Raw genomic sequence first — 19,445 nt, forward strand, 5'->3', positions numbered from 1 at the left:
GGAATAATTGGCCCGAAACAAACGTAGGAGCGAGCGCCAGCTCGCGATGCGCCGCGCGGGCGGCGCTCGGTCTCACAGGCGCTGCATATCTTGTGGCCACCCCTGTCAGCCCTGATGCGATCCCTGTGGGAGCGGGTTTACACCGCGAAGAGGCCGGTACAGGCATAAATGAAATCCGCTAGTCTTGCTTATCCATCGAGGGAGCCAGTGCATGTTCGAATCCGCCGAAATCGGCCACAGCATCGACAAGGAGGCTTACGACGCCGAGGTACCCGCTTTGCGCGAGGCCCTGCTCGAAGCCCAGTACGAACTCAAGCAGCAGGCGCGTTTCCCGGTGATCGTGCTGATCAACGGCATCGAAGGCGCCGGCAAGGGCGAGACGGTCAAGCTGCTCAACGAGTGGATGGACCCGCGCATGATCGATGTGCTTACCTTCGACCAGCAGACCGACGAAGAGCTGGCCCGGCCCCCGGCCTGGCGCTACTGGCGGGCCTTGCCACCGAAAGGGCGGATGGGCGTGTTCTTCGGCAACTGGTACAGCCAGATGCTGCAGGGGCGGGTACACGGGCTGTTCAAGGATGCCGTGCTCGACCAGGCGATCACCGGCGCCGAGCGCCTGGAGCAGATGCTGTGCGATGAAGGCGCGCTGATCATCAAGTTCTGGTTCCATCTGTCCAAGAAGCAGATGAAGGCCCGCCTCAAGGCGCTCAAGGACGACCCGCTGCACAGCTGGCGCATCAGCCCGCTGGACTGGCAGCAATCGCAAACCTATGACCGCTTCGTGCGCTTCGGCGAGCGTGTGCTGCGCCGTACCAGCCGCGACTATGCGCCGTGGCACATCGTCGAAGGCGTCGACCCGAACTACCGCAGCCTGGCGGTAGGGCGCATCCTGCTGGAAAGCCTGCAGGCGGCACTGGCCCACAACCCCAAAGGCAAGCACCAAGGCAACGTCGCCCCGCTGGGCCGCGCCATCGACCAGCGCAGCCTGCTCGGCGCCCTGGACATGACCCTGCGCCTGGACAAGCAGGACTACCAGGAGCAACTGGTCACCGAGCAGGCCCGCCTGGCCGGGCTGTTGCGTGACAAGCGCATGCGCCGGCATGCGCTGGTGGCGGTGTTCGAAGGCAACGACGCCGCTGGCAAGGGCGGTGCCATCCGCCGCGTGGCGGCGGCGCTGGACCCGCGCCAGTACCGCATCGTGCCGATTGCCGCGCCCACCGAAGACGAGCGCGCGCAGCCATACCTGTGGCGCTTCTGGCGGCACATTCCGGCACGTGGCAAGTTCACCATCTTCGACCGCTCCTGGTATGGCCGGGTGCTGGTGGAGCGGGTGGAAGGCTTCTGCAGCCCGGCCGACTGGATGCGCGCCTACAGCGAGATCAACGATTTCGAAGAGCAACTGGTGAATGCCGGTGTGGTGGTGGTCAAGTTCTGGCTGGCGATCGACCAGCAGACCCAGCTGGAGCGCTTCGAAGAGCGCGAGCAGATCCCGTTCAAGCGCTACAAGATCACCGAGGATGACTGGCGCAACCGCGACAAGTGGGACGACTATGCCCAGGCGGTGGGCGACATGGTCGACCGCACCAGCAGCGAGATCGCGCCGTGGACACTGGTGGAGGCCAATGACAAGCGCTGGGCGCGGGTGAAGGTGCTGCGTACCCTCAACCAGGCGCTTGAGGCGGCGTTTGCCAAGGACAAGAAATAGCCGAGGTTGAGGTTGCCTGTACCGGCCTCTTCGCGGGTAAACCCGCTCCTACAGGGACCCCACAGTATTTGAGCCTGTGGTAATCCTGTAGGAGCGGGTTTACCCGCGAAGAGGCCAGATCAGGCAATACAGCACCTAAGCCATGCCCCAGAAGAATGACTTGATGAATTCTTTTCTCGGCACTCGCCATCGCCCGCGCCCTCCAAGCCCGTAGAATTCCACCACCCCCACCACGGGCTTGATCGAGGACTTTATGCACACTACTTCCGGCCGCTGGGGCTATGGCCTGTTCCTGGCACTTCTGACCGCACTGCTCTGGGGCATCTTGCCGATCAAGCTCAAGCAGGTGCTGCAAGTGGTAGACCCGGTCACTGTCACCTGGTACCGCCTGCTGGTCTCCGGTGGCCTGCTGTTCGCCTGGCTGGGGGCCAAGCGGCGCTTGCCATCCTTTGGCAAACTGGCGCCCAAGGGCAAGGGCCTGGTAGTGGTGGCCGTGTTCGGCCTGATGGGCAACTATGTGTTGTACCTGATCGGCCTCAACCTGCTCAGCCCGGGCACCGCGCAACTGGTGGTGCAGATTGGCCCCGTGCTGTTGCTGGTGGCCAGTGTGTTCGTGTTCCGCGAGCGCTTCAGCCTGGGGCAGGGCCTGGGCCTGTTGATTCTGCTGGGTGGGTTTGGCCTGTTCTTCAACCAGCGCCTGGCAGAGCTGTTGACCTCGCTGGGTACCTACACCACCGGCGTGCTGACCATCCTGCTGGCCACCAGCATCTGGGTGTTCTACGCCTTGAGCCAGAAGCAGCTGCTGACCGTGTGGCATTCGCAGCAAGTGATGATGGTGATCTACCTCAGTTGTGCTGCGCTGCTCACGCCCTGGGTGCACCCGCTGGAGGCGTTGCAGCTGACCCCGGTGCAGGGCTGGCTGTTGCTGGCTTGCTGCCTGAACACCCTGGTGGCCTATGGCGCGTTTGCCGAGGCTCTGGCGCACTGGGAGGCGTCGCGGGTGAGTGCCACGCTGGCGTTGACCCCGCTGGTGACCTTCGTGGCGGTGGCGCTGGCGGCCTGGGTATGGCCTGAGTATGTGCATGCCGAGGACATCAATGCCCTGGGCTATGTGGGGGCGGTGACGGTGGTGCTGGGCTCGGCGCTGGTGGCGCTGGGGCCGTCGCTGGTGGCCGGCTGGCGCGCCCGCAGGGCGCGGTTGGCCCAGGTTCATTAGGCCTGCGCATTCTTTGTGGGAGCGGCCTTGTGTCGCGAAAGGGCCGCAAAGCGGCCCCAGGATCTCAGCCTTGATGCAAAAATTGCTGGGGCTGCTTTGCAGCCCTTTCGCGACACAAGGCCGCTCCCACAGGGATCGCGCCAGTCTTTAAAAAGTTGAGCAAGGCAGTTGCTTCCACAATGACCTGATACCTGGCTTAGCCCTTGCCCCCCGGCGCCAGCATGTTCTCCGGCCTTACCCACTGGTCGAACTGCTCGTTGGTCAGGTACTTCAACTCCAGCGCCGCTTCGCGCAGGGTCTTGCCCTCGCTGTAAGCCTTCTTGGCAATTTCCGCCGCCTTGTCATAGCCAATATGCGGGTTGAGCGCCGTCACCAGCATCAACCCGCGCTCCAGGTGCGCGGCCATCTGCGCGGCATCCGGCTCGATACCCGCCACGCAATGCTGCTGGAAGTTACGGCAACCATCGGCCAGCAATTCGATCGACTGCAGCAGGTTGTGGATGATCACCGGCTTGAACACGTTCAACTGCAAATGCCCCTGGCTGGCGGCAAAGCCAATCGCCGCGTCATTGCCCAGCACCTGGCAGGCCAGCATCGACAACGCCTCGCACTGGGTCGGGTTGACCTTGCCCGGCATGATCGAGCTGCCCGGCTCGTTGGCCGGCAAGCGCACTTCGGCCAGCCCGGCACGTGGGCCCGAGCCCAGCAAACGCAGGTCGTTGGCGATTTTCATCAGGGCCACGGCCAGGGTCTTCAGCGCGCCCGCCAGGCTGGTCAGCGGTTCGTGGCCGGCGAGGGCGGCGAACTTGTTAGGCGCGGTGACGAACGGCAGGCCGGACAGTGCCGCCAGCTCGGCGGCGATGGCTTCGGCAAAACCGTGCGGGGCGTTGAGCCCGGTGCCCACGGCAGTGCCGCCCTGGGCCAGTTCACACACCGCCGGCAAGGTGGCGCGGATGGCGCGCTGGGCGTAGTCGAGCTGGGCGACGAAGGCGGACACCTCCTGGCCGAAGGTGATCGGCGTGGCGTCCATCATGTGCGTGCGGCCGGTTTTCACCAGCTTGTGGTGGCGCGCCGACAGCTCGGCCAGCCCCGAGGACAGCTCGGCGATCGCCGGCAGCAGTTGGTCGTGCACCGCCTGGGCCGCGGCAATGTGCATGGCGGTGGGGAAGCAGTCGTTGGAGCTCTGCGAGCGGTTGACGTGGTCGTTGGGGTGCACCGGCGCCTTGCCGCCACGGCCCTTGCCGGCCAGTTCGTTGGCACGCCCGGCGATCACTTCGTTGACGTTCATGTTGCTTTGCGTGCCGCTGCCGGTTTGCCAGACGACCAACGGGAACTGGTCGTCGTGCTCGCCATCCAGCACTTCGTCGGCGGCCTGTTCGATCAGCCGGGCGATGTCGGCCGGCAGGTCGCCATTGCGGTCGTTGACGCGTGCCGCGGCTTTCTTGATCAGCGCCAGGGCGTGCAGTACCGCGAGGGGCATGCGTTCCTTGCCAATGGCGAAGTTGATCAACGAACGCTGGGTCTGCGCACCCCAGTAGGCGTCCTCAGGAACTTCGACGGGGCCCAGGCTGTCTGTCTCGATACGGCTCATTCTGTGCTCACTCCTGTGTAGTTCGAAATCGCAGTTTAGGCCCTCATTCGACAGAGCGGTTCCGTCGCTCGTCGTGCCACTTGAGCACATCGCCACCACGGCGCAGAATGCTCTACTCTGAGGTACTCGCCTCCGTCTCTTTGAAGGAAATGCAATGACCCGTCTCCGTGTCCTTTGTGCCGCCGTTGCCCTGGCTTGCGCCAGCGGCCAGGTATTCGCTGCCACCGCCAGCCATAACGCTGCTGCCGAGAAATTCCTGACCCTGGCCAACGCCGACAAGCTGGGCACCCCGGTGTACATGCAGGTCCAGCAGATGTTCGCCCAGCGTTTCGCCCAGACCAAGGCGCCGGCCGCCAAGCAGCCGGTGCTGGAAAGCTACCAGGCCAAGGCCAACACCGCGCTGGACAACGCCATCGGCTGGAGCAAGCTGAAGCCGAAGATGGTCGACCTGTACACCCAGACCTTCAGCGAGCAGGAGCTCAAGGACCTGGTCAAGTTCTACGAATCGCCGCTGGGCCGGAAAGTGCTGCGGGAAATGCCCAAGGTCACCCAGCAGTCGGCCCAGCTGACCCAGCAGAGCCTGGAGCCAGCGGTACCGGTGGTGAACAAGCTGCTGGAAGACATGACCAAGGAACTGGACCCGAACGCCGGCAAGGCCGCCGCCCCGGCGAAGAAGTGAGCACGCCGCGATGACCATGCAACAGCGTATCGAACAGCAGTTGGCCGCCCTGGCGCCGCAATACCTGCAAGTGCTCAATGAAAGCCACATGCACAGTCGTGGTCAGGAGACCCACTACAAGGCAGTGATCGTCAGCGAGCAGTTTGCCGGGTTGAACAGCGTCAAGCGCCACCAGAAGGTATACGCCACCATGGGGGAACTGATGGGCGAGATCCATGCCCTGGCGATCCATACCTACACCGCCGAAGAGTGGGCCAAGGTCGGCGCTGCACCAGCCTCGCCGGTGTGCGCGGGCGGCGGGCACTGAAACCTTTCTGTTGTTCTGGTAGAATCTGCAACATCCCAAAGGGGGCCGCTGCGCGGCCCATCGCCGGCAAGCCAGCTCCCACAGGTACCGCGCTCTTCTTGAAGCTGGCGCTGTACCTGTAGGAGCTGGCTTGCCTGCGATGGGGCGCGCAGCGGCCCCTTGTTTATTGTGTAACCCGGTCCGCCCCTTACGAGGGCAACCACCTGGAGATTTTGTTACATGTCCCAACCCATCGTCGTCGCGGCGCTGTACAAGTTCGTCACCCTGCAAGACTACGTCGAACTGCGCGAGCCGCTGCTCAAGGCCATGCTCGACAACAACGTCAAAGGCACCCTGCTGCTGGCCCACGAGGGCATCAACGGCACCGTTTCGGCCACCCGCGAAGGCATCGACGGCCTGCTGGCCTGGCTGCGCAACGACCCACGCCTGGTCGATGTCGACCACAAGGAGTCGTACTGCGACGAACAGCCGTTCTACCGCACCAAGGTCAAGCTCAAGAAAGAGATCGTTACCCTTGGCGTGCCAGGCGTGGACCCGAACCAGGCGGTTGGCACCTATGTCGAGCCCAAGGACTGGAACGCCCTGATCAGCGACCCGGAAGTGCTGTTGATCGACACTCGCAACGACTACGAAGTGGCCATCGGCACCTTCAAGGGCGCCATCGACCCGAAGACCGAGACCTTCCGCGAGTTCCCCGACTACATCAAGGCCAACTTCGACCCCAGCAAGCACAAGAAGGTGGCCATGTTCTGCACCGGCGGCATCCGTTGCGAAAAAGCCTCCAGCTACATGCTCGGTGAAGGCTTCGAGGCGGTCTATCATCTTAAAGGCGGCATCCTGAAATACTTCGAGGAAGTGCCTCAGGAACAAAGCCTGTGGGACGGCGACTGCTTCGTCTTCGACAACCGCGTCACGGTGCGCCATGACCTGAGCGAAGGCGAGTATGATCAGTGCCACGCCTGCCGCCACCCGATCAATGCAGAGGAACGCGCGTCCGAGCACTATTCGCCAGGTGTCAGCTGCCCGCATTGCTGGGACACCCTGAGCGAGAAGACCCGGCGCAGTGCCATCGACCGGCAGAAGCAGATCGAGCTGGCCAAGGCCCGCAACCTGCCGCACCCGATCGGTTACAACTACAAAGCCGAGGCTTGATGCATGTCTGCACGCCTGATCTATGTGATGGACCCGATGTGCTCCTGGTGCTGGGGTTTCGCGCCGGTGGCCGCGGCCCTGATCGCCCAGGCGCATGAGGCGGGCATACCCACCCGCCTGGTGCCCGGTGGGCTGCGTACTGGCGGCAGTGCCCTGGACAGCTCGACCCGCAAGTACATCCTCGAGCATTGGCAGGCGGTGGCCGAAGCCACTGGCCAGCCGTTCCGCTTCGAGGGGGCCATGCCCGACGGTTTCGTCTACGACACCGAGCCGGCCTGCCGCGCCCTGGTCACCGCCCGCGAGCTGGACGCCGAGCGCGTCTGGCCACTGCTGGCGCTGATCCAGCGTTCGTTCTACGAGCAGGGTGTGGATGTGACCACTGCGCCGCAGTTGGTCGACCTGGCTGTGCAGGCGGGCTTCGACCGTGCGGTGTTTGCCGCCGCCTTCGCCGCTGCCGATACCCGCGCTGCCACCGCGGCCGATTTCGGCTGGGCCCAGGACCTGGGCATCGCCGGCTTCCCGACCCTGCTGGCCGAACGCAATGGTCAACTGGCCCTGCTGACCAACGGCTACCAGCCGCTGGAGCGCCTGCAACCCTTGCTCGGCCGCTGGCTGCAGCAGGCCGCCTGTGCTTGACCTGCCTGGGTCGCCCGACCCTGTGCCAGGGAAGCCTGCCAGTGTGGCCGATCGACTGAGCTGGGCGGAAATCCGCCGCCTGGCCCTGCATCACAAGAAAAACCTCTGGTCCGCCAACCTCATCGCCGTGCTGGCCGCCTGCTGCAGCGTGCCCATCCCGTTGCTGCTGCCGCTGCTGGTGGACGAAGTGCTGCTCGGCCATGGCGATGCCGCGCTGAAGTGGATGAACCACCTGCTGCCGTCCAGCTGGCAGGTGGCCGCCGGCTACATTGGCCTGATGCTGGCGCTGACCCTGTGCCTGCGCCTGGCGGCCCTGGCGTTCAACGTGATCCAGGCCAAGCTGTTCGCCGGCCTGGCCAAGGACATCGTCTACCGTTTGCGCATCCGCCTGATCGAGCGGCTCAAGCGCATTTCGCTGAAGGAATACGAAAACCTCGGCAGCGGTACGGTGACCACGCACCTGGTCACCGACCTGGATACCCTCGATAAATTCGTTGGCGAAACCCTCAGTCGCTTCCTGGTGGCCATGCTGACCCTGACCGGCACGGCGGCCATCCTGATCTGGATGCACTGGCAGCTGGCCTTGCTGATCCTGTTGTTCAACCCGCTGGTGATCTACTTCACCGTGCAGTTGGGCAAGCGCGTCAAACACCTGAAAAAGCTGGAAAACGACAGCACCGCGCGCTTTACCCAGGCGCTGGCGGAAACCCTCGATGCCATTCAGGAGATTCGCGCCGGTAACCGCCAGGGCTACTTCCTCGGCCGTTTGGGCCTGCGTGCCCGCGAAGTGCGCGACTACGCCGTGGACTCGCAATGGAAGAGCGATGCCAGCGGCCGCGCCAGTGGCTTGCTGTTCCAGTTCGGCATCGATATTTTCCGCGCGGCGGCGATGCTTACCGTGCTGTTCTCCGACCTGTCGATTGGCCAGATGCTGGCGGTGTTCAGCTACCTGTGGTTCATGATCGGCCCGGTGGAACAGCTGCTCAACCTGCAATATGCCTACTACGCCGCCGGCGGTGCGCTGAGCCGCCTCAACGAGCTGCTGGCGCGTGCCGACGAGCCGCAGTACCCGGCCGCCAGCAACCCGTTCGCCGGCCGCGAGACGGTGGGCATCGAAGTGCGCGACCTGCGTTTTGCCTATGCCGACGAGCCGGTGCTCGAGCACCTGGACCTGTCCATCGCCCCGGGCGAGAAGGTGGCGATTGTCGGTGCCAGCGGCGGCGGCAAGAGCACCCTGGTGCAACTGTTGCTGGGCCTGTACAGCGCCCAGGCCGGAACCATCCGTTTTGGCGGTGCCAGCTTGCAGGAAATAGGCCTGGAAACCCTGCGCGAAAACGTTGCAGTGGTGTTGCAGCACCCATCGCTGTTCAACGACAGCGTGCGCGCCAACCTGACCATGGGCCGCGACTGCAGCGATGATGCCTGCTGGCAGGCGCTGCGTATCGCCCAGCTGGACGCCACCATCGCCGCCTTGCCGCAGGGCCTGGACAGTGTGGTGGGGCGCTCTGGCGTGCGTTTGTCCGGTGGCCAGCGCCAGCGCCTGGCCATTGCCCGCATGGTGCTGGCCGAGCCCAAGGTGGTGATTCTCGACGAGGCCACATCAGCCCTGGATGCCGCCACCGAATACAACCTGCACCAGGCCCTGGCACGCTTCCTCAACGGCCGCACCACACTGATCATCGCCCACCGCCTGTCGGCGGTGAAACAGGCCGACCGGGTGCTGGTGTTCGATGGCGGGCATGTGGCCGAGGATGGCGACCACCAGCAGCTGATTGCCGAGGGTGGGTTGTATGCCAAGCTGTATGGGCATCTGCAGCAGAGCTGATTCCCTGGCTGCCTGTACTGGCCTCTTCGCGGGTAAACCCGCTCCTACAGGTACTGCGCAGGCCTCTGGGCATAACGAGCCCCTTGTAGGAGCGGGTTTACCCGCGAAGAGGCCGGCACAGGTTGTACAAATCCCTCGATTCCCTGTCATAAAAATCCCCGTCACGACGATGGCAAATGGCCTACGCTGTGCTTGTCTGGGTTGATTTGCGCCTTATCTGCTCTGTGACAGGGATTCCATGAAGGGACATCGCACTCTAGAAGCGCCAAAGTTGCTCGGTATCACCTGGCCCTTCATCGCCGTTGTGGTCTTCCAGGTGGCACTGGGCAGCCTCAGCCTTTATACCCTCTCGGCCGTGCGTGCCTATGTCGCGGGCGAAAGCCTGTGGTCCAAGGCGCAGAAAGACGCCATCTACTACCTCAACCTGTACGCCGAAACCAGGGACCACAGCACCTACCAGCGCTATCGCCAGGCCATAACCGTGCCCCAGGGCGACCACCAACTGCGCGAGGCGCTCGACCAGCCCAACCCCGACCTGAACGCCGCGCGCCAGGGCGTGCTGCAAGGCGGCAACCACCCCGACGATGTCGAGCGGATCATCTGGTTCTATCGCAACTTCCGCAGCGTCAGCTACATGCAGACGGCCATTGACTACTGGGACATCGGCGACGACTACCTGGCCAAGCTGGATGTGCTGGCCGGCGAAATGCGTAACAGCTTCGCCAGCGGCCCGGTCGATGCCCGCACGGTTAGTGACTGGAAGGCCCGCATCGTCACCATCAACGAGGGGGTCACCCCGGCCGCCAAGGCATTCAGCGATGCCCTGGGCGAAGGCTCGCGCATGCTGTTGCGGGTGCTGCTGGTGACCAACCTGCTGACCGCGATGTTCCTCATCAGTATCGCCTGGCGCCGCTCCAGCAAGCTGCTGGCCCAGCGCCAAGCCTTTGCCAGCGCCCTGCAGGAGGAAAAGGAACGCGCGCAGATTACCCTGCAGGCCATCGGTGACGCGGTGATCACCACCGATGTGGATGGCTGCATCGGCTACATGAACCCGGCCGCCGAGCAACTGACCCACTGGCAGGCCGGGGAGGCCCAGGGCCTGCCGCTGTCGGCGCTGTTCAGCCTGGTGGACGAGCAGGCCGAGAAAGACGGCCGCAGCCTGGTCGAACAGGTGCTCAGCGGCAACCTCAAGGGGGGCTCCGAGCAAGCCCGGTTGATCCAGCGCCTGGACGGCAGCACCGTGTCGATCAACCTGGTGGGCTCGGCCATCGTCAATGACGGCCAGGTCAGCGGCATCGTGCTGGTGCTGCACGACATGACCCAGGAGCGCCAGTACATCGCCAACCTGTCCTGGCAGGCTACCCACGACGCCCTGACGGGCCTGGCCAACCGCCGCGAATTCGAATACCGCCTGGAGCAGGCGCTCAATGGCCTGACGCGCCAGGCTGGGCGGCATTCGCTGATGTTTCTCGACCTGGACCAGTTCAAGCTGGTCAACGACACCTGCGGGCATGCCGCTGGCGACGAGTTGTTGCGGCACATCTGCGCCGTGTTGCAATCCGGCCTGCGCGAAGGCGACACCCTGGCGCGGCTGGGCGGCGACGAATTTGGCGTGTTGCTGGAAAACTGCCCGCCCGAGCAGGCCGAGCGCATTGCCGAGCAACTGCGCCAGATGGTGCAGAGCCTGCACTTCGTGTGGAAGGGGCGGCCGTTCGTCACCACCGTCAGCGTGGGCCTGGTGCACATGGCCCAGTCCCCCGGCACCCTCGAGACCTCGCTGCGCGCGGCCGACATGGCCTGCTACATGGCCAAGGAAAAGGGCCGCAACCGGGTACAGGTGTACCACGCCGACGACAGCGAGCTGTCCATGCGCTTTGGTGAAATGGCCTGGATCCAGCGTTTGCACGTGGCTCTGGAAGAAAATCGCTTCTGCCTGTACGCCCAGGAAATCGCCCCGCTGAAAACCTTCGAAGGCCCGGGCCATATCGAGATTCTGCTGCGCCTGCACGACGAAAGTGGCCGCACCATCCTGCCCAGCAGCTTCATTCCGGCAGCCGAGCGCTACGGCCTGATGACCGCGCTGGACCGTTGGGTGGTGCGCAATGTGTTCCAGGTCATCCGCCAGTGCCTGGACGAAGGGCGTGAAGGGCCGCTGTCGATCTGTGCGATCAACCTGTCGGGGTCGAGCATTGGCGACGACAAGTTCCTCGAATACCTGCAGCGGCTGTTCGTCGAGTACGCCATCCCGCCGCGGATGATCTGTTTCGAAATCACCGAAACCAGCGCCATCGCCAACCTGGGCAGCGCCATCCGCTTCATCAACGAACTGAAGGGGCTGGGCTGCCGCTTCTCGCTCGATGACTTCTGCGCCGGCATGTCATCGTTCGCCTACCTCAAGCATTTGCCCGTGGATTTCTTGAAGATCGACGGCAGTTTCGTCAAGGACATGCTCGACGACCCGGTCAACCGGGCCATGGTCGAGGTCATCAACCACATCGGCCATGTGATGGGTAAACGCACCATCGCCGAGTTCGTCGAAACACCCTTGATCGAGCAGGCCCTGCAGGAGATAGGCGTGGATTACGCCCAGGGCTACCTGATCGAACGCCCCCAGGTGTTCACCTGTGACAGTCTGCAGCGCCAACGGATCGCCGCCCGGCCTCTGTTGCAGCGGGCACCTGGCACGTTTCGCTAGCTAGCAAATCACAAGGATCAAGGAGCTGAAAGTGATTGATGCATTCGTTCGTATCGGGCCTTTGATGGACCCCGCCAGTTACCCCCAATGGGCCCAGCAACTGATTGAAGACTGCCGCGAAAGCAAGCGCCGGGTGGTGGAGCATGAGTTCTACGCGCGCCTGCGCGACGGCCAGTTGAAGCAGTCGACCATCCGCCAGTACCTGATCGGTGGCTGGCCGGTGGTGGAGCAATTCTCGCTGTACATGGCCCACAACCTGACAAAGACCCGCTATGGCCGGCATCAGGGCGAAGACATGGCGCGGCGCTGGCTGATGCGCAATATCCGCGTCGAACTCAACCACGCCGACTACTGGGTGAACTGGTGCCAGGCGCACGGTGTGCACCTGCACGAGTTGCAGGCCCAGGACGTACCGCCCGAACTGAACGGCCTGAACGACTGGTGCTGGCGCGTGTGCGCCACCGAGAACCTGGCGATTTCCATGGCGGCGACCAACTACGCCATCGAAGGCGCGACCGGGGAGTGGTCGGCGGTGGTGTGCTCGACTGATACCTATGCGCTGGGCTTCCCGGAGGAGCAGCGCAAGCGGGCGATGAAGTGGCTGAAGATGCATGCCCAGTATGACGACGCGCACCCGTGGGAGGCGCTGGAGATCATCTGTACCCTGGCCGGCGAGAACCCGACCCTGGGCTTGCGTACCGAGCTGCGCAGGGCGATTTGCAAGAGTTACGACTGCATGTACCTGTTCCTGGAGCGGTGCATGCAGATGGAAGGGCGCCAGCAGGGGCGGATGCGGCCGGCGTTGGCTGCTGGCTGACCGCTTTCCTGTACCGGCCCTATCGCCGGCAAGCCAGCTCCCACCTTGACCGCATAGGCCTCAAGCCCTGTGCAGCACCTGTGGGAGCTGGCTTGCCGGCGATAGGGCCGGTACAGGTTCACTGGGCGTTGAACGCCTGCCCATTCACCCCTTGGCTATCCGGCCCCATCAGGTACAGGTACACCGGCATGATCTCTTCAGGCAGCGGGTTGTTCTGCGGGTTCTCGCTGGGGTAGGCCTGGGCGCGCATCGCCGTGCGCGTGGCGCCTGGGTTGATGCTGTTGGAACGCACCGGCGCCACGCCTTCCAGCTCGTCGGCCAGGGTCTGCATCAGCCCCTCGGTGGCGAACTTCGACACGCCATAAGCCCCCCAGTAGGCCCGGCCCTTGCGCCCGACGCTGCTGCTGGTGAACACCACCGAGGCGTCTTCCGACAGTTTCAGCAGCGGCAGCAGGGTGCTGGTGAGCATGAAGGTGGCATCGACGTTGATATGCATCACACGCATGAAGTTGTCGCCCGACAGTTGCTCCAGCGGCGTGCGCGGGCCGATGATCGAGGCGTTGTTGAGCAGGCCATCGAGGCGGCCGAACTGGTCTTCGATCATCACCGCCAGCTCGTCGTACTGGTGGGGCAGGGCGGTTTCCAGGTTGAACGGGATCACCACCGGTTGCGGGTGCCCGGCGGCTTCGATCTGGTCGTAGACCTCGTTGAGGTTGGCCTCGGTCTTGCCCAGCAGCAGCACGGTGGCACCCAGCGCGGCGTAGGCCTTGGCGGCAGCGGCGCCGATGCCGCGGCCGGCGCCGGTTACAAGGATGACCCGGCCTTGTAGCAGGTCGGGGCGGGCGGTGTAGTCGAACATTGTGTATTCCCTATTCATGGCGCGACGTAGGCCCCTGTGGGAGCGGGCATGCCCGCGAACACCGGCAAAGCCGGTGCCATCCACCGCAGTGCCTGCTTCGCGGGCATGCCCGCTCCCACAGAGGTAGTCGTCAGCCGTAGCAACTCAACAGCCGCACAGCGCGCTGTCGATCACTTTGCGCAGTTCCAGCGGGTGGTCCACCACCACATCGGCGCCCCAGTTGTTGGGGTTGTCCTCTGGATGAATATAGCCGTAGCGCACCGCGGCCGTGCGGGTGCCGGCGTCGCGGCCAGACTCGATGTCGCGCAGGTCGTCGCCGACGAACAGCACGCTGGCCGGGTCCAGGTTCAGGGTCTTGCAGGCCAGGATCAGCGGCTCGGGGTCGGGCTTGCTGTTTTTCACGTGGTCCGGGCAGATCAGCAGCGCCGAGCGCTCGGCCAGGCCCAGCTGCTGCATGATCGGCTCGGCGAAGCGCACCGGCTTGTTGGTGACCACGCCCCACAGCAGGTTGCCTTTCTCGATGTCGGCCAGCAGCTCGGCCATGCCGTCGAACAGCTTGCTGTGTACCGCGCAGTCACGCTGGTAGCGTTCGAGGAACTCCAGGCGCAGGGCCTCGAAACCTTCGGCCTCCGGGTCCATGGCGAAAGTGGTGGCGACCATGGCGCGGGCGCCACCCGAGATCACGCCACGAATCAGGTTGTCGTCAACCGCCGGCAGGCCGCGCTCGGCGAGCATGGCCTGGCAGATGGCGATGAAGTCCGGCGCCGTGTCGAGCAAGGTGCCGTCCATGTCGAAGAGTACTGCTCGCAAACGCATGCTCATTCCTCGCGCAGGGTCTGGATCATGTAGTTGACGTCGACGTCGCTGTTAAGCTTGTAGTGCTTGGTCAGCGGGTTGTAGGTCAGGCCGATGATGTCCTTCACTTCCAGGCCGGCGGCACGGCTCCAGGCCCCCAGCTCGGACGGGCGGATGAACTTCTTGAAGTCGTGGGTACCGCGCGGCAGCATCTTCAGGATGTACTCGGCGCCGACGATGGCCAGCAGGTAGGCTTTGGGGTTGCGGTTGATGGTGGAGAAGAACACCTGGCCGCCGGGCTTGACCATGCGGTAGCAGGCTTGGATGACCGACGACGGGTCGGGCACGTGTTCGAGCATCTCCAGGCAGGTGACCACGTCGAACTGTTCGGGCATTTCCTCGGCCAGGGCCTCGGCGGTGATCTGCCGGTATTCCACCTGCACGCCGGACTCCAGCTGGTGCAACTGGGCCACGGCCAGTGGCGCCTCGCCCATGTCGATACCGGTGACCGTGGCACCGCGCAGGGCCATGGCTTCGCTGAGGATGCCGCCGCCGCAACCCACGTCCAGCACCTTCTTGCCGGCCAGGCTGGCCCGCTCGTCGATCCAGTTGACGCGCAGCGGGTTGATTTCGTGCAGCGGCTTGAACTCGCTTTCGCGGTCCCACCAGCGGTGGGCCAGCGCTTCGAACTTGGCGATTTCGGCGCGGTCGACGTTGCTCATTGAACAGTCCTCTGAAACGTGGGGCCGAGCTGCAAGCTACAAGTTGCAAGCTGCAAGAAAAAGCGGGCCGAATCGCCGTTCGCCGTTTCTTGCAGCTTGCAGCTTGTAGCTTGCGCTCCAAAACGCCGGAGTATACCCGAGCGCTCGGCCCCGAGGGTCGCTATAATCGCCGGCTTTTGATATCCGAACGACGGGGAGAGGCAATGCGCGAGCGACTTTTGGCGGCGGAGAAGGTGACCGGGATCCGCTGGCAGGGCGGCGTCTTGCACCTGCTCGACCAGCGCCTGCTGCCGTCGGAAGAGCGCTGGCTGGCCTGCGACAATGTCGCGCAGGTGGCAGCGGCGATCCGCGACATGGCCGTGCGCGGCGCCTCGGCCATCGGCATTGCCGCGGCTTATGGCCTGGTGCTGGCCTTGGAAGAGCGGCTGGCCGAGGGTGGCGACTGGGAGCTGGACCTGGAAGAAGACTTCCTCAGCCTGGCCGAGGCACGCCCTACCGCCGCCAACCTGTTCTGGGCGCTGAACCGCATGCGCGAGCGCCTGCAGCGCCTGCGCCCGGACGAAGACGTGCTGGCAGCGCTGGAGGCCGAAGCGGTGGCCATCCATGAAAGCGACCGCGAAGCCAACCTGACCATGGCCCAGTACGGCATCGAGCTGATCCGTCGCCACCAGGGCAATGCCCAGGCGCTGCTCACCTACGGCAACGCCGGCGCCCTGGCCAGTGGCGGCTTCGGCACCGCGCTGGGGGTGATCCGTGCTGGCTACCTGGATGGCATGGTCGAGCGGGTGTATGCCGGCGAGACCCGCCCCTGGCTGCAAGGCTCGCGGCTGACCGCCTGGGAACTGGCCAACGAAGGCATCCCGGTGACCCTGTGCGCCGACTCGGCGCTGGCCCATTTGATGAAGAGCAAGGGCATCACCTGGGTGGTGGTGGGGGCGGACTGCATTGCGGCGAATGGTGACGTGGCCAGCAAGATCGGCACTTACCAGCTGGCGGTCAGCGCCATGCACCATGGCGTGCGTTTCATGGTGGTGGCACCGAGCACCAGCATCGACCTGAACCTGGCCACCGGCGAGGATATCCCGCTGGAAGTGCGCGAGGCCGATGAGCTGCTGGATTACGCCGGCACGCGGGTGGCGCCGGCTGTCGAGGTGTTCAACCCGGTGTTCGACGTGACCCCGGCCGACCTGATCGACGTGATCGTGACCGAGCGCGGCATCGTCGAACGCCCGGATACTGCCAAATTGGCGCAACTGATGTGCCGCAAGCGCCTGCACTGATATTTTCGGCGCTTTTACCGGCCTCTTCGCGGGCTCGCCCGCTCCCACAGGAATATCGCAAGGCCTGAGGGCGATGATGTACCTGTGGGAGCGGGCATGCCCGCGAAGAAGCCAGTGAAAATCCCGGGTTGGAAAGCGGAGTGAGGCCACCTGCCACATCTCCCCACCGCCCCCGCCTTTGTGATAACATCCGGCAGTTTCCAAGACCGCCCATCACGGCGGCCTTCATTGCGCAGATCCATGGCACAACTCATTGATTTGTCGTAAGTCGTCGCACCCTTATGCGCTGCGGCGGCGAGCTTCGTTCGGCCCTTGATGGAGCTGCGAAGTTTCACCAGAAAAAGGAATCAGGCTTCTCATGGGCGAACTGGCCAAAGAAATCCTCCCGGTCAATATCGAAGACGAACTGAGACAGTCTTACCTCGACTACGCGATGAGCGTGATTGTCGGGCGAGCGCTGCCCGATGCACGTGACGGCTTGAAGCCCGTGCATCGTCGCGTTCTCTATGCGATGAGCGAACTGGGCAACGACTGGAACAAGCCGTACAAGAAATCCGCCCGTGTGGTCGGTGACGTGATTGGTAAGTACCACCCGCACGGCGACACCGCGGTCTACGACACCATCGTGCGTATGGCCCAGCCGTTCTCGCTGCGCTACCTGCTGGTCGACGGCCAGGGCAACTTCGGTTCGGTGGACGGCGACAACGCCGCGGCCATGCGATACACCGAAGTGCGCATGGCCAAGCTGGCCCACGAGCTGCTGGCCGACCTGCACAAAGAGACTGTCGACTGGGTGCCCAACTACGACGGCACCGAGCAGATCCCGGCAGTCATGCCGACCCGTATCCCCAACCTGCTGGTCAACGGTTCCAGCGGTATCGCCGTGGGCATGGCGACCAACATCCCGCCGCACAACCTCGGCGAGGTCATCGATGGCTGCCTGGCGCTGATCGACAACCCCGAAGTCACCATCGATGAGCTGATGCAGTTCATCCCCGGCCCTGACTTCCCGACTGCCGGTATCATCAACGGCCGCCAGGGCATCATCGAGGCGTACCGCACCGGCCGTGGCCGCATCTACATGCGCGCGCGCTCCGAGATCGAAGACATCGACAAGGTCGGTGGTCGCCAGCAGATCATCGTTACCGAGCTGCCGTACCAGCTGAACAAGGCGCGCTTGATCGAGAAGATCGCCGAGCTGGTCAAAGAGAAGAAGATCGAAGGCATCACCGAGCTGCGCGACGAGTCCGACAAGGACGGCATGCGTATCGTCATCGAGCTGCGTCGCGGCGAGGTGCCAGAGGTAGTGCTCAACAACCTCTACCAGCAGACCCAGCTGCAGAGCGTGTTCGGCATCAACATCGTGGCCCTGATCGACGGTCGCCCGCGCCTGCTCAACCTCAAGGACCTGCTCGAAGCATTCGTCCGTCACCGCCGTGAAGTGGTGACCCGGCGTACCGTGTTCGAGCTGCGCAAGGCCCGCGAACGCGGCCACATCCTCGAGGGGCAGGCAGTTGCGCTGTCCAACATCGACCCGGTCATCGCCCTGATCAAGGCTTCGCCGACCCCGTCGGAAGCCAAGGAAGCGTTGATTTCCACTGCCTGGGAATCCAGCGCCGTGCAGGTCATGGTCGAGCGCGCCGGCGCCGATTCCTGCCGCCCCGAGGACCTGCCGGAGCAGTACGGCCTGCGTGAAGGCAAGTATTACCTGTCGCCGGAACAGGCCCAGGCGATCCTCGACCTGCGCCTGCACCGCCTGACCGGCCTGGAGCACGAGAAGCTGCTGGCCGAGTACCAGGAAATCCTCGAGCAGATCGGCGAGCTGATCCGCATCCTCAGCAGCGCCGAGCGCCTGATGGAAGTGATCCGCGAGGAACTGGAAGCGATCCGCGCCGAATACGGCGATGTCCGCCGCACCGAGATTCTCGATGCGCGCCACGACCTCAACTACGGCGACATGATCCCGGAAGAAGAGCGCGTGGTGACCATTTCCCACGGTGGCTACGCCAAGACCCAGCCGCTGTCCGCCTACCAGGCCCAGCGCCGTGGCGGCAAAGGCAAGTCGGCCACCGGGGTGAAGGACGAGGACTACATCGAACACCTGCTGGTCGCCAACAGCCACGCCACCCTGTTGCTGTTCTCCAGCAAGGGCAAGGTGTACTGGCTGAAAACCTACGACATCCCAGAAGCGTCCCGCGCTGCCCGCGGTCGCCCGTTGGTCAACCTGCTGCCGCTGGAAGAGGGTGAGCGCATCACCGCCATGCTGCAGATCGACCTCGAGGCCCTGCAGCAGAGCGCCGACCCGGACGAAGAGCTGGAGGACGGCGACGACGGCGTGATCGACGGCGAAGTGGTAGAAGCCGAAGAAATCGACGAAGAGGACGGCGACACCCCGGAATGGGTTGCCGAGCCGACCGGCGCCTATATCTTCATGGCCACTGCCTCCGGTACCGTCAAGAAGACCCCGCTGGTGCAGTTCGCCCGTCCGCGCTCCAACGGCCTTATCGCCCTGAAGCTGAAGGAAGGCGACACCCTGATCGCTGCCGCCATCACCGACGGTGCCAAGGAAGTCATGATGTTCTCCGACGCGGGCAAGGTGATCCGCTTCGCCGAGAGCGTGGTGCGCGAAATGGGCCGTACCGCCCGTGGCGTGCGGGGCATGAAACTGGGCAAGGGCCAGCAGATCATCTCGATGCTGATCCCCGAGTCCGGCGCGCAGATCCTCACTGCCTCCGAGCGTGGCTTCGGCAAGCGTACCCCGCTGTCCAAGTTCCCGCGTCGCGGCCGTGGTGGCCAGGGCGTGATCGCCATGGGCACCAAGGGGCGCAATGGCCTGCTGATCGGCGCCATCCAGGTGCAGGAAGGCGAAGAGATCATGCTGATCTCCGACCAGGGCACATTGGTGCGTACACGCGTTGGCGAGGTGTCCAGCCTGGGCCGTAACACCCAGGGCGTGACCCTGATCAAGCTGGCCACTGACGAGACACTGGTGGGCCTGGAGCGTATCCAGGAGCCGTCCGAGGACGAACTCGACGATGTGATCGAGACGGACGAGGAAGGCGTCGAGGCTGAAGCGCCAGACAATGACGAAGCTGCTGGCGCCGAAGAGGCCCAGCAGGAGTAAGCAAGCGTAAAACCCGAACGGGGCGACCAAGGTCGCCCCGTT

At 64.2% G+C, this 19,445-nt stretch carries 15 protein-coding genes; 11 read left to right on the forward strand and 4 right to left on the reverse strand.

Translation table 11 applies throughout. From position 1 onward, the window contains the following. Positions 1-211: 211 nt before the first annotated feature. Complete coding sequence (gene pap / locus TZ03_RS07560) at positions 212-1,705, forward strand: polyphosphate:AMP phosphotransferase (protein WP_051096723.1); 1,494 nt, start codon at positions 212-214, stop codon at positions 1,703-1,705. A gap of 253 nt (positions 1,706-1,958) precedes the next feature. Continuing rightward, positions 1,959-2,921, forward strand: coding sequence for a DMT family transporter (locus TZ03_RS07565; RefSeq protein ID WP_051096724.1), 963 nt, complete (start codon positions 1,959-1,961; stop codon positions 2,919-2,921). Between the two features lie 196 nt (positions 2,922-3,117). Here the strand turns inward: TZ03_RS07565 and TZ03_RS07570 are convergent, their stop codons facing one another. Continuing rightward, positions 3,118-4,512 (reverse strand): class II fumarate hydratase, encoded by a 1,395-nt coding sequence (locus tag TZ03_RS07570; protein ID WP_051096725.1) that lies wholly within the window; start codon positions 4,510-4,512, stop codon positions 3,118-3,120. 154 nt (positions 4,513-4,666) lie between these two features. Between TZ03_RS07570 and TZ03_RS07575 the strand changes: the two genes are divergently transcribed. The 7 genes from TZ03_RS07575 (at position 4,667) to TZ03_RS07605 (ending at position 12,623) form a co-directional block, all read left to right on the forward strand. Next, entirely contained in the window at positions 4,667-5,191 is a 525-nt protein-coding gene (locus TZ03_RS07575; protein ID WP_051096726.1) for a DUF2059 domain-containing protein, read from the forward strand. Between the two features lie 10 nt (positions 5,192-5,201). Continuing rightward, positions 5,202-5,498: a BolA family protein gene (locus TZ03_RS07580; RefSeq protein ID WP_051096727.1), complete on the forward strand. Its 297-nt coding sequence runs from the start codon at positions 5,202-5,204 to the stop codon at positions 5,496-5,498. A 219-nt stretch (positions 5,499-5,717) separates the two neighbouring features. Further along, positions 5,718-6,650: a rhodanese-related sulfurtransferase gene (locus TZ03_RS07585; protein ID WP_051096728.1), complete on the forward strand. Its 933-nt coding sequence runs from the start codon at positions 5,718-5,720 to the stop codon at positions 6,648-6,650. Between the two features lie 3 nt (positions 6,651-6,653). Then, a complete protein-coding gene (locus tag TZ03_RS07590; RefSeq protein ID WP_051096729.1) occupies positions 6,654-7,286 on the forward strand; it encodes a DsbA family protein in 633 nt (210 codons plus the stop codon). Beyond that, the gene (locus TZ03_RS07595; protein WP_051096730.1) at positions 7,279-9,111 is read left to right on the forward strand and encodes an ABC transporter ATP-binding protein; all 1,833 of its coding nucleotides are present in this window, start codon (positions 7,279-7,281) and stop codon (positions 9,109-9,111) included. The genes TZ03_RS07590 and TZ03_RS07595 overlap by 8 nt, the downstream gene beginning before the upstream one ends. A gap of 238 nt (positions 9,112-9,349) precedes the next feature. Next, positions 9,350-11,806, forward strand: a complete 2,457-nt coding sequence (locus TZ03_RS07600; RefSeq protein ID WP_051096731.1) for an EAL domain-containing protein — start codon at positions 9,350-9,352, stop codon at positions 11,804-11,806. Between the two features lie 31 nt (positions 11,807-11,837). Beyond that, positions 11,838-12,623, forward strand: a complete 786-nt coding sequence (locus TZ03_RS07605; protein WP_051096732.1) for a TenA family transcriptional regulator — start codon at positions 11,838-11,840, stop codon at positions 12,621-12,623. A 118-nt stretch (positions 12,624-12,741) separates the two neighbouring features. Here TZ03_RS07605 and TZ03_RS07610 read toward each other — a convergent pair whose 3' ends face one another. From TZ03_RS07610 to ubiG, 3 genes are all read right to left on the reverse strand, one after another. Continuing rightward, positions 12,742-13,482, reverse strand: coding sequence for a YciK family oxidoreductase (locus TZ03_RS07610; RefSeq protein ID WP_051096733.1), 741 nt, complete (start codon positions 13,480-13,482; stop codon positions 12,742-12,744). A 144-nt stretch (positions 13,483-13,626) separates the two neighbouring features. Then, the gene (mupP, locus tag TZ03_RS07615; RefSeq protein ID WP_051096734.1) at positions 13,627-14,298 is read right to left on the reverse strand and encodes an N-acetylmuramic acid 6-phosphate phosphatase MupP; all 672 of its coding nucleotides are present in this window, start codon (positions 14,296-14,298) and stop codon (positions 13,627-13,629) included. 2 nt (positions 14,299-14,300) lie between these two features. Next, a complete protein-coding gene (gene ubiG / locus TZ03_RS07620) occupies positions 14,301-14,999 on the reverse strand; it encodes a bifunctional 2-polyprenyl-6-hydroxyphenol methylase/3-demethylubiquinol 3-O-methyltransferase UbiG (protein WP_051096735.1) in 699 nt (232 codons plus the stop codon). Between the two features lie 203 nt (positions 15,000-15,202). Here ubiG and mtnA point away from each other — a divergent pair, with 203 nt between their 5' ends. Together mtnA and gyrA are read left to right on the forward strand one after the other, a co-directional pair. After that, positions 15,203-16,279, forward strand: a complete 1,077-nt coding sequence (gene mtnA / locus TZ03_RS07625) for an S-methyl-5-thioribose-1-phosphate isomerase (RefSeq protein WP_051096736.1) — start codon at positions 15,203-15,205, stop codon at positions 16,277-16,279. Positions 16,280-16,637: 358 nt separating this feature from the next. Further along, positions 16,638-19,403: a DNA gyrase subunit A gene (gyrA, locus tag TZ03_RS07630; RefSeq protein ID WP_051096737.1), complete on the forward strand. Its 2,766-nt coding sequence runs from the start codon at positions 16,638-16,640 to the stop codon at positions 19,401-19,403. The last annotated feature ends 42 nt before the right edge of the window (positions 19,404-19,445 follow it).

The sequence above is a fragment of the Pseudomonas sp. 10-1B genome (assembly GCF_000935045.1).
Taxonomy (GTDB): domain Bacteria; phylum Pseudomonadota; class Gammaproteobacteria; order Pseudomonadales; family Pseudomonadaceae; genus Aquipseudomonas.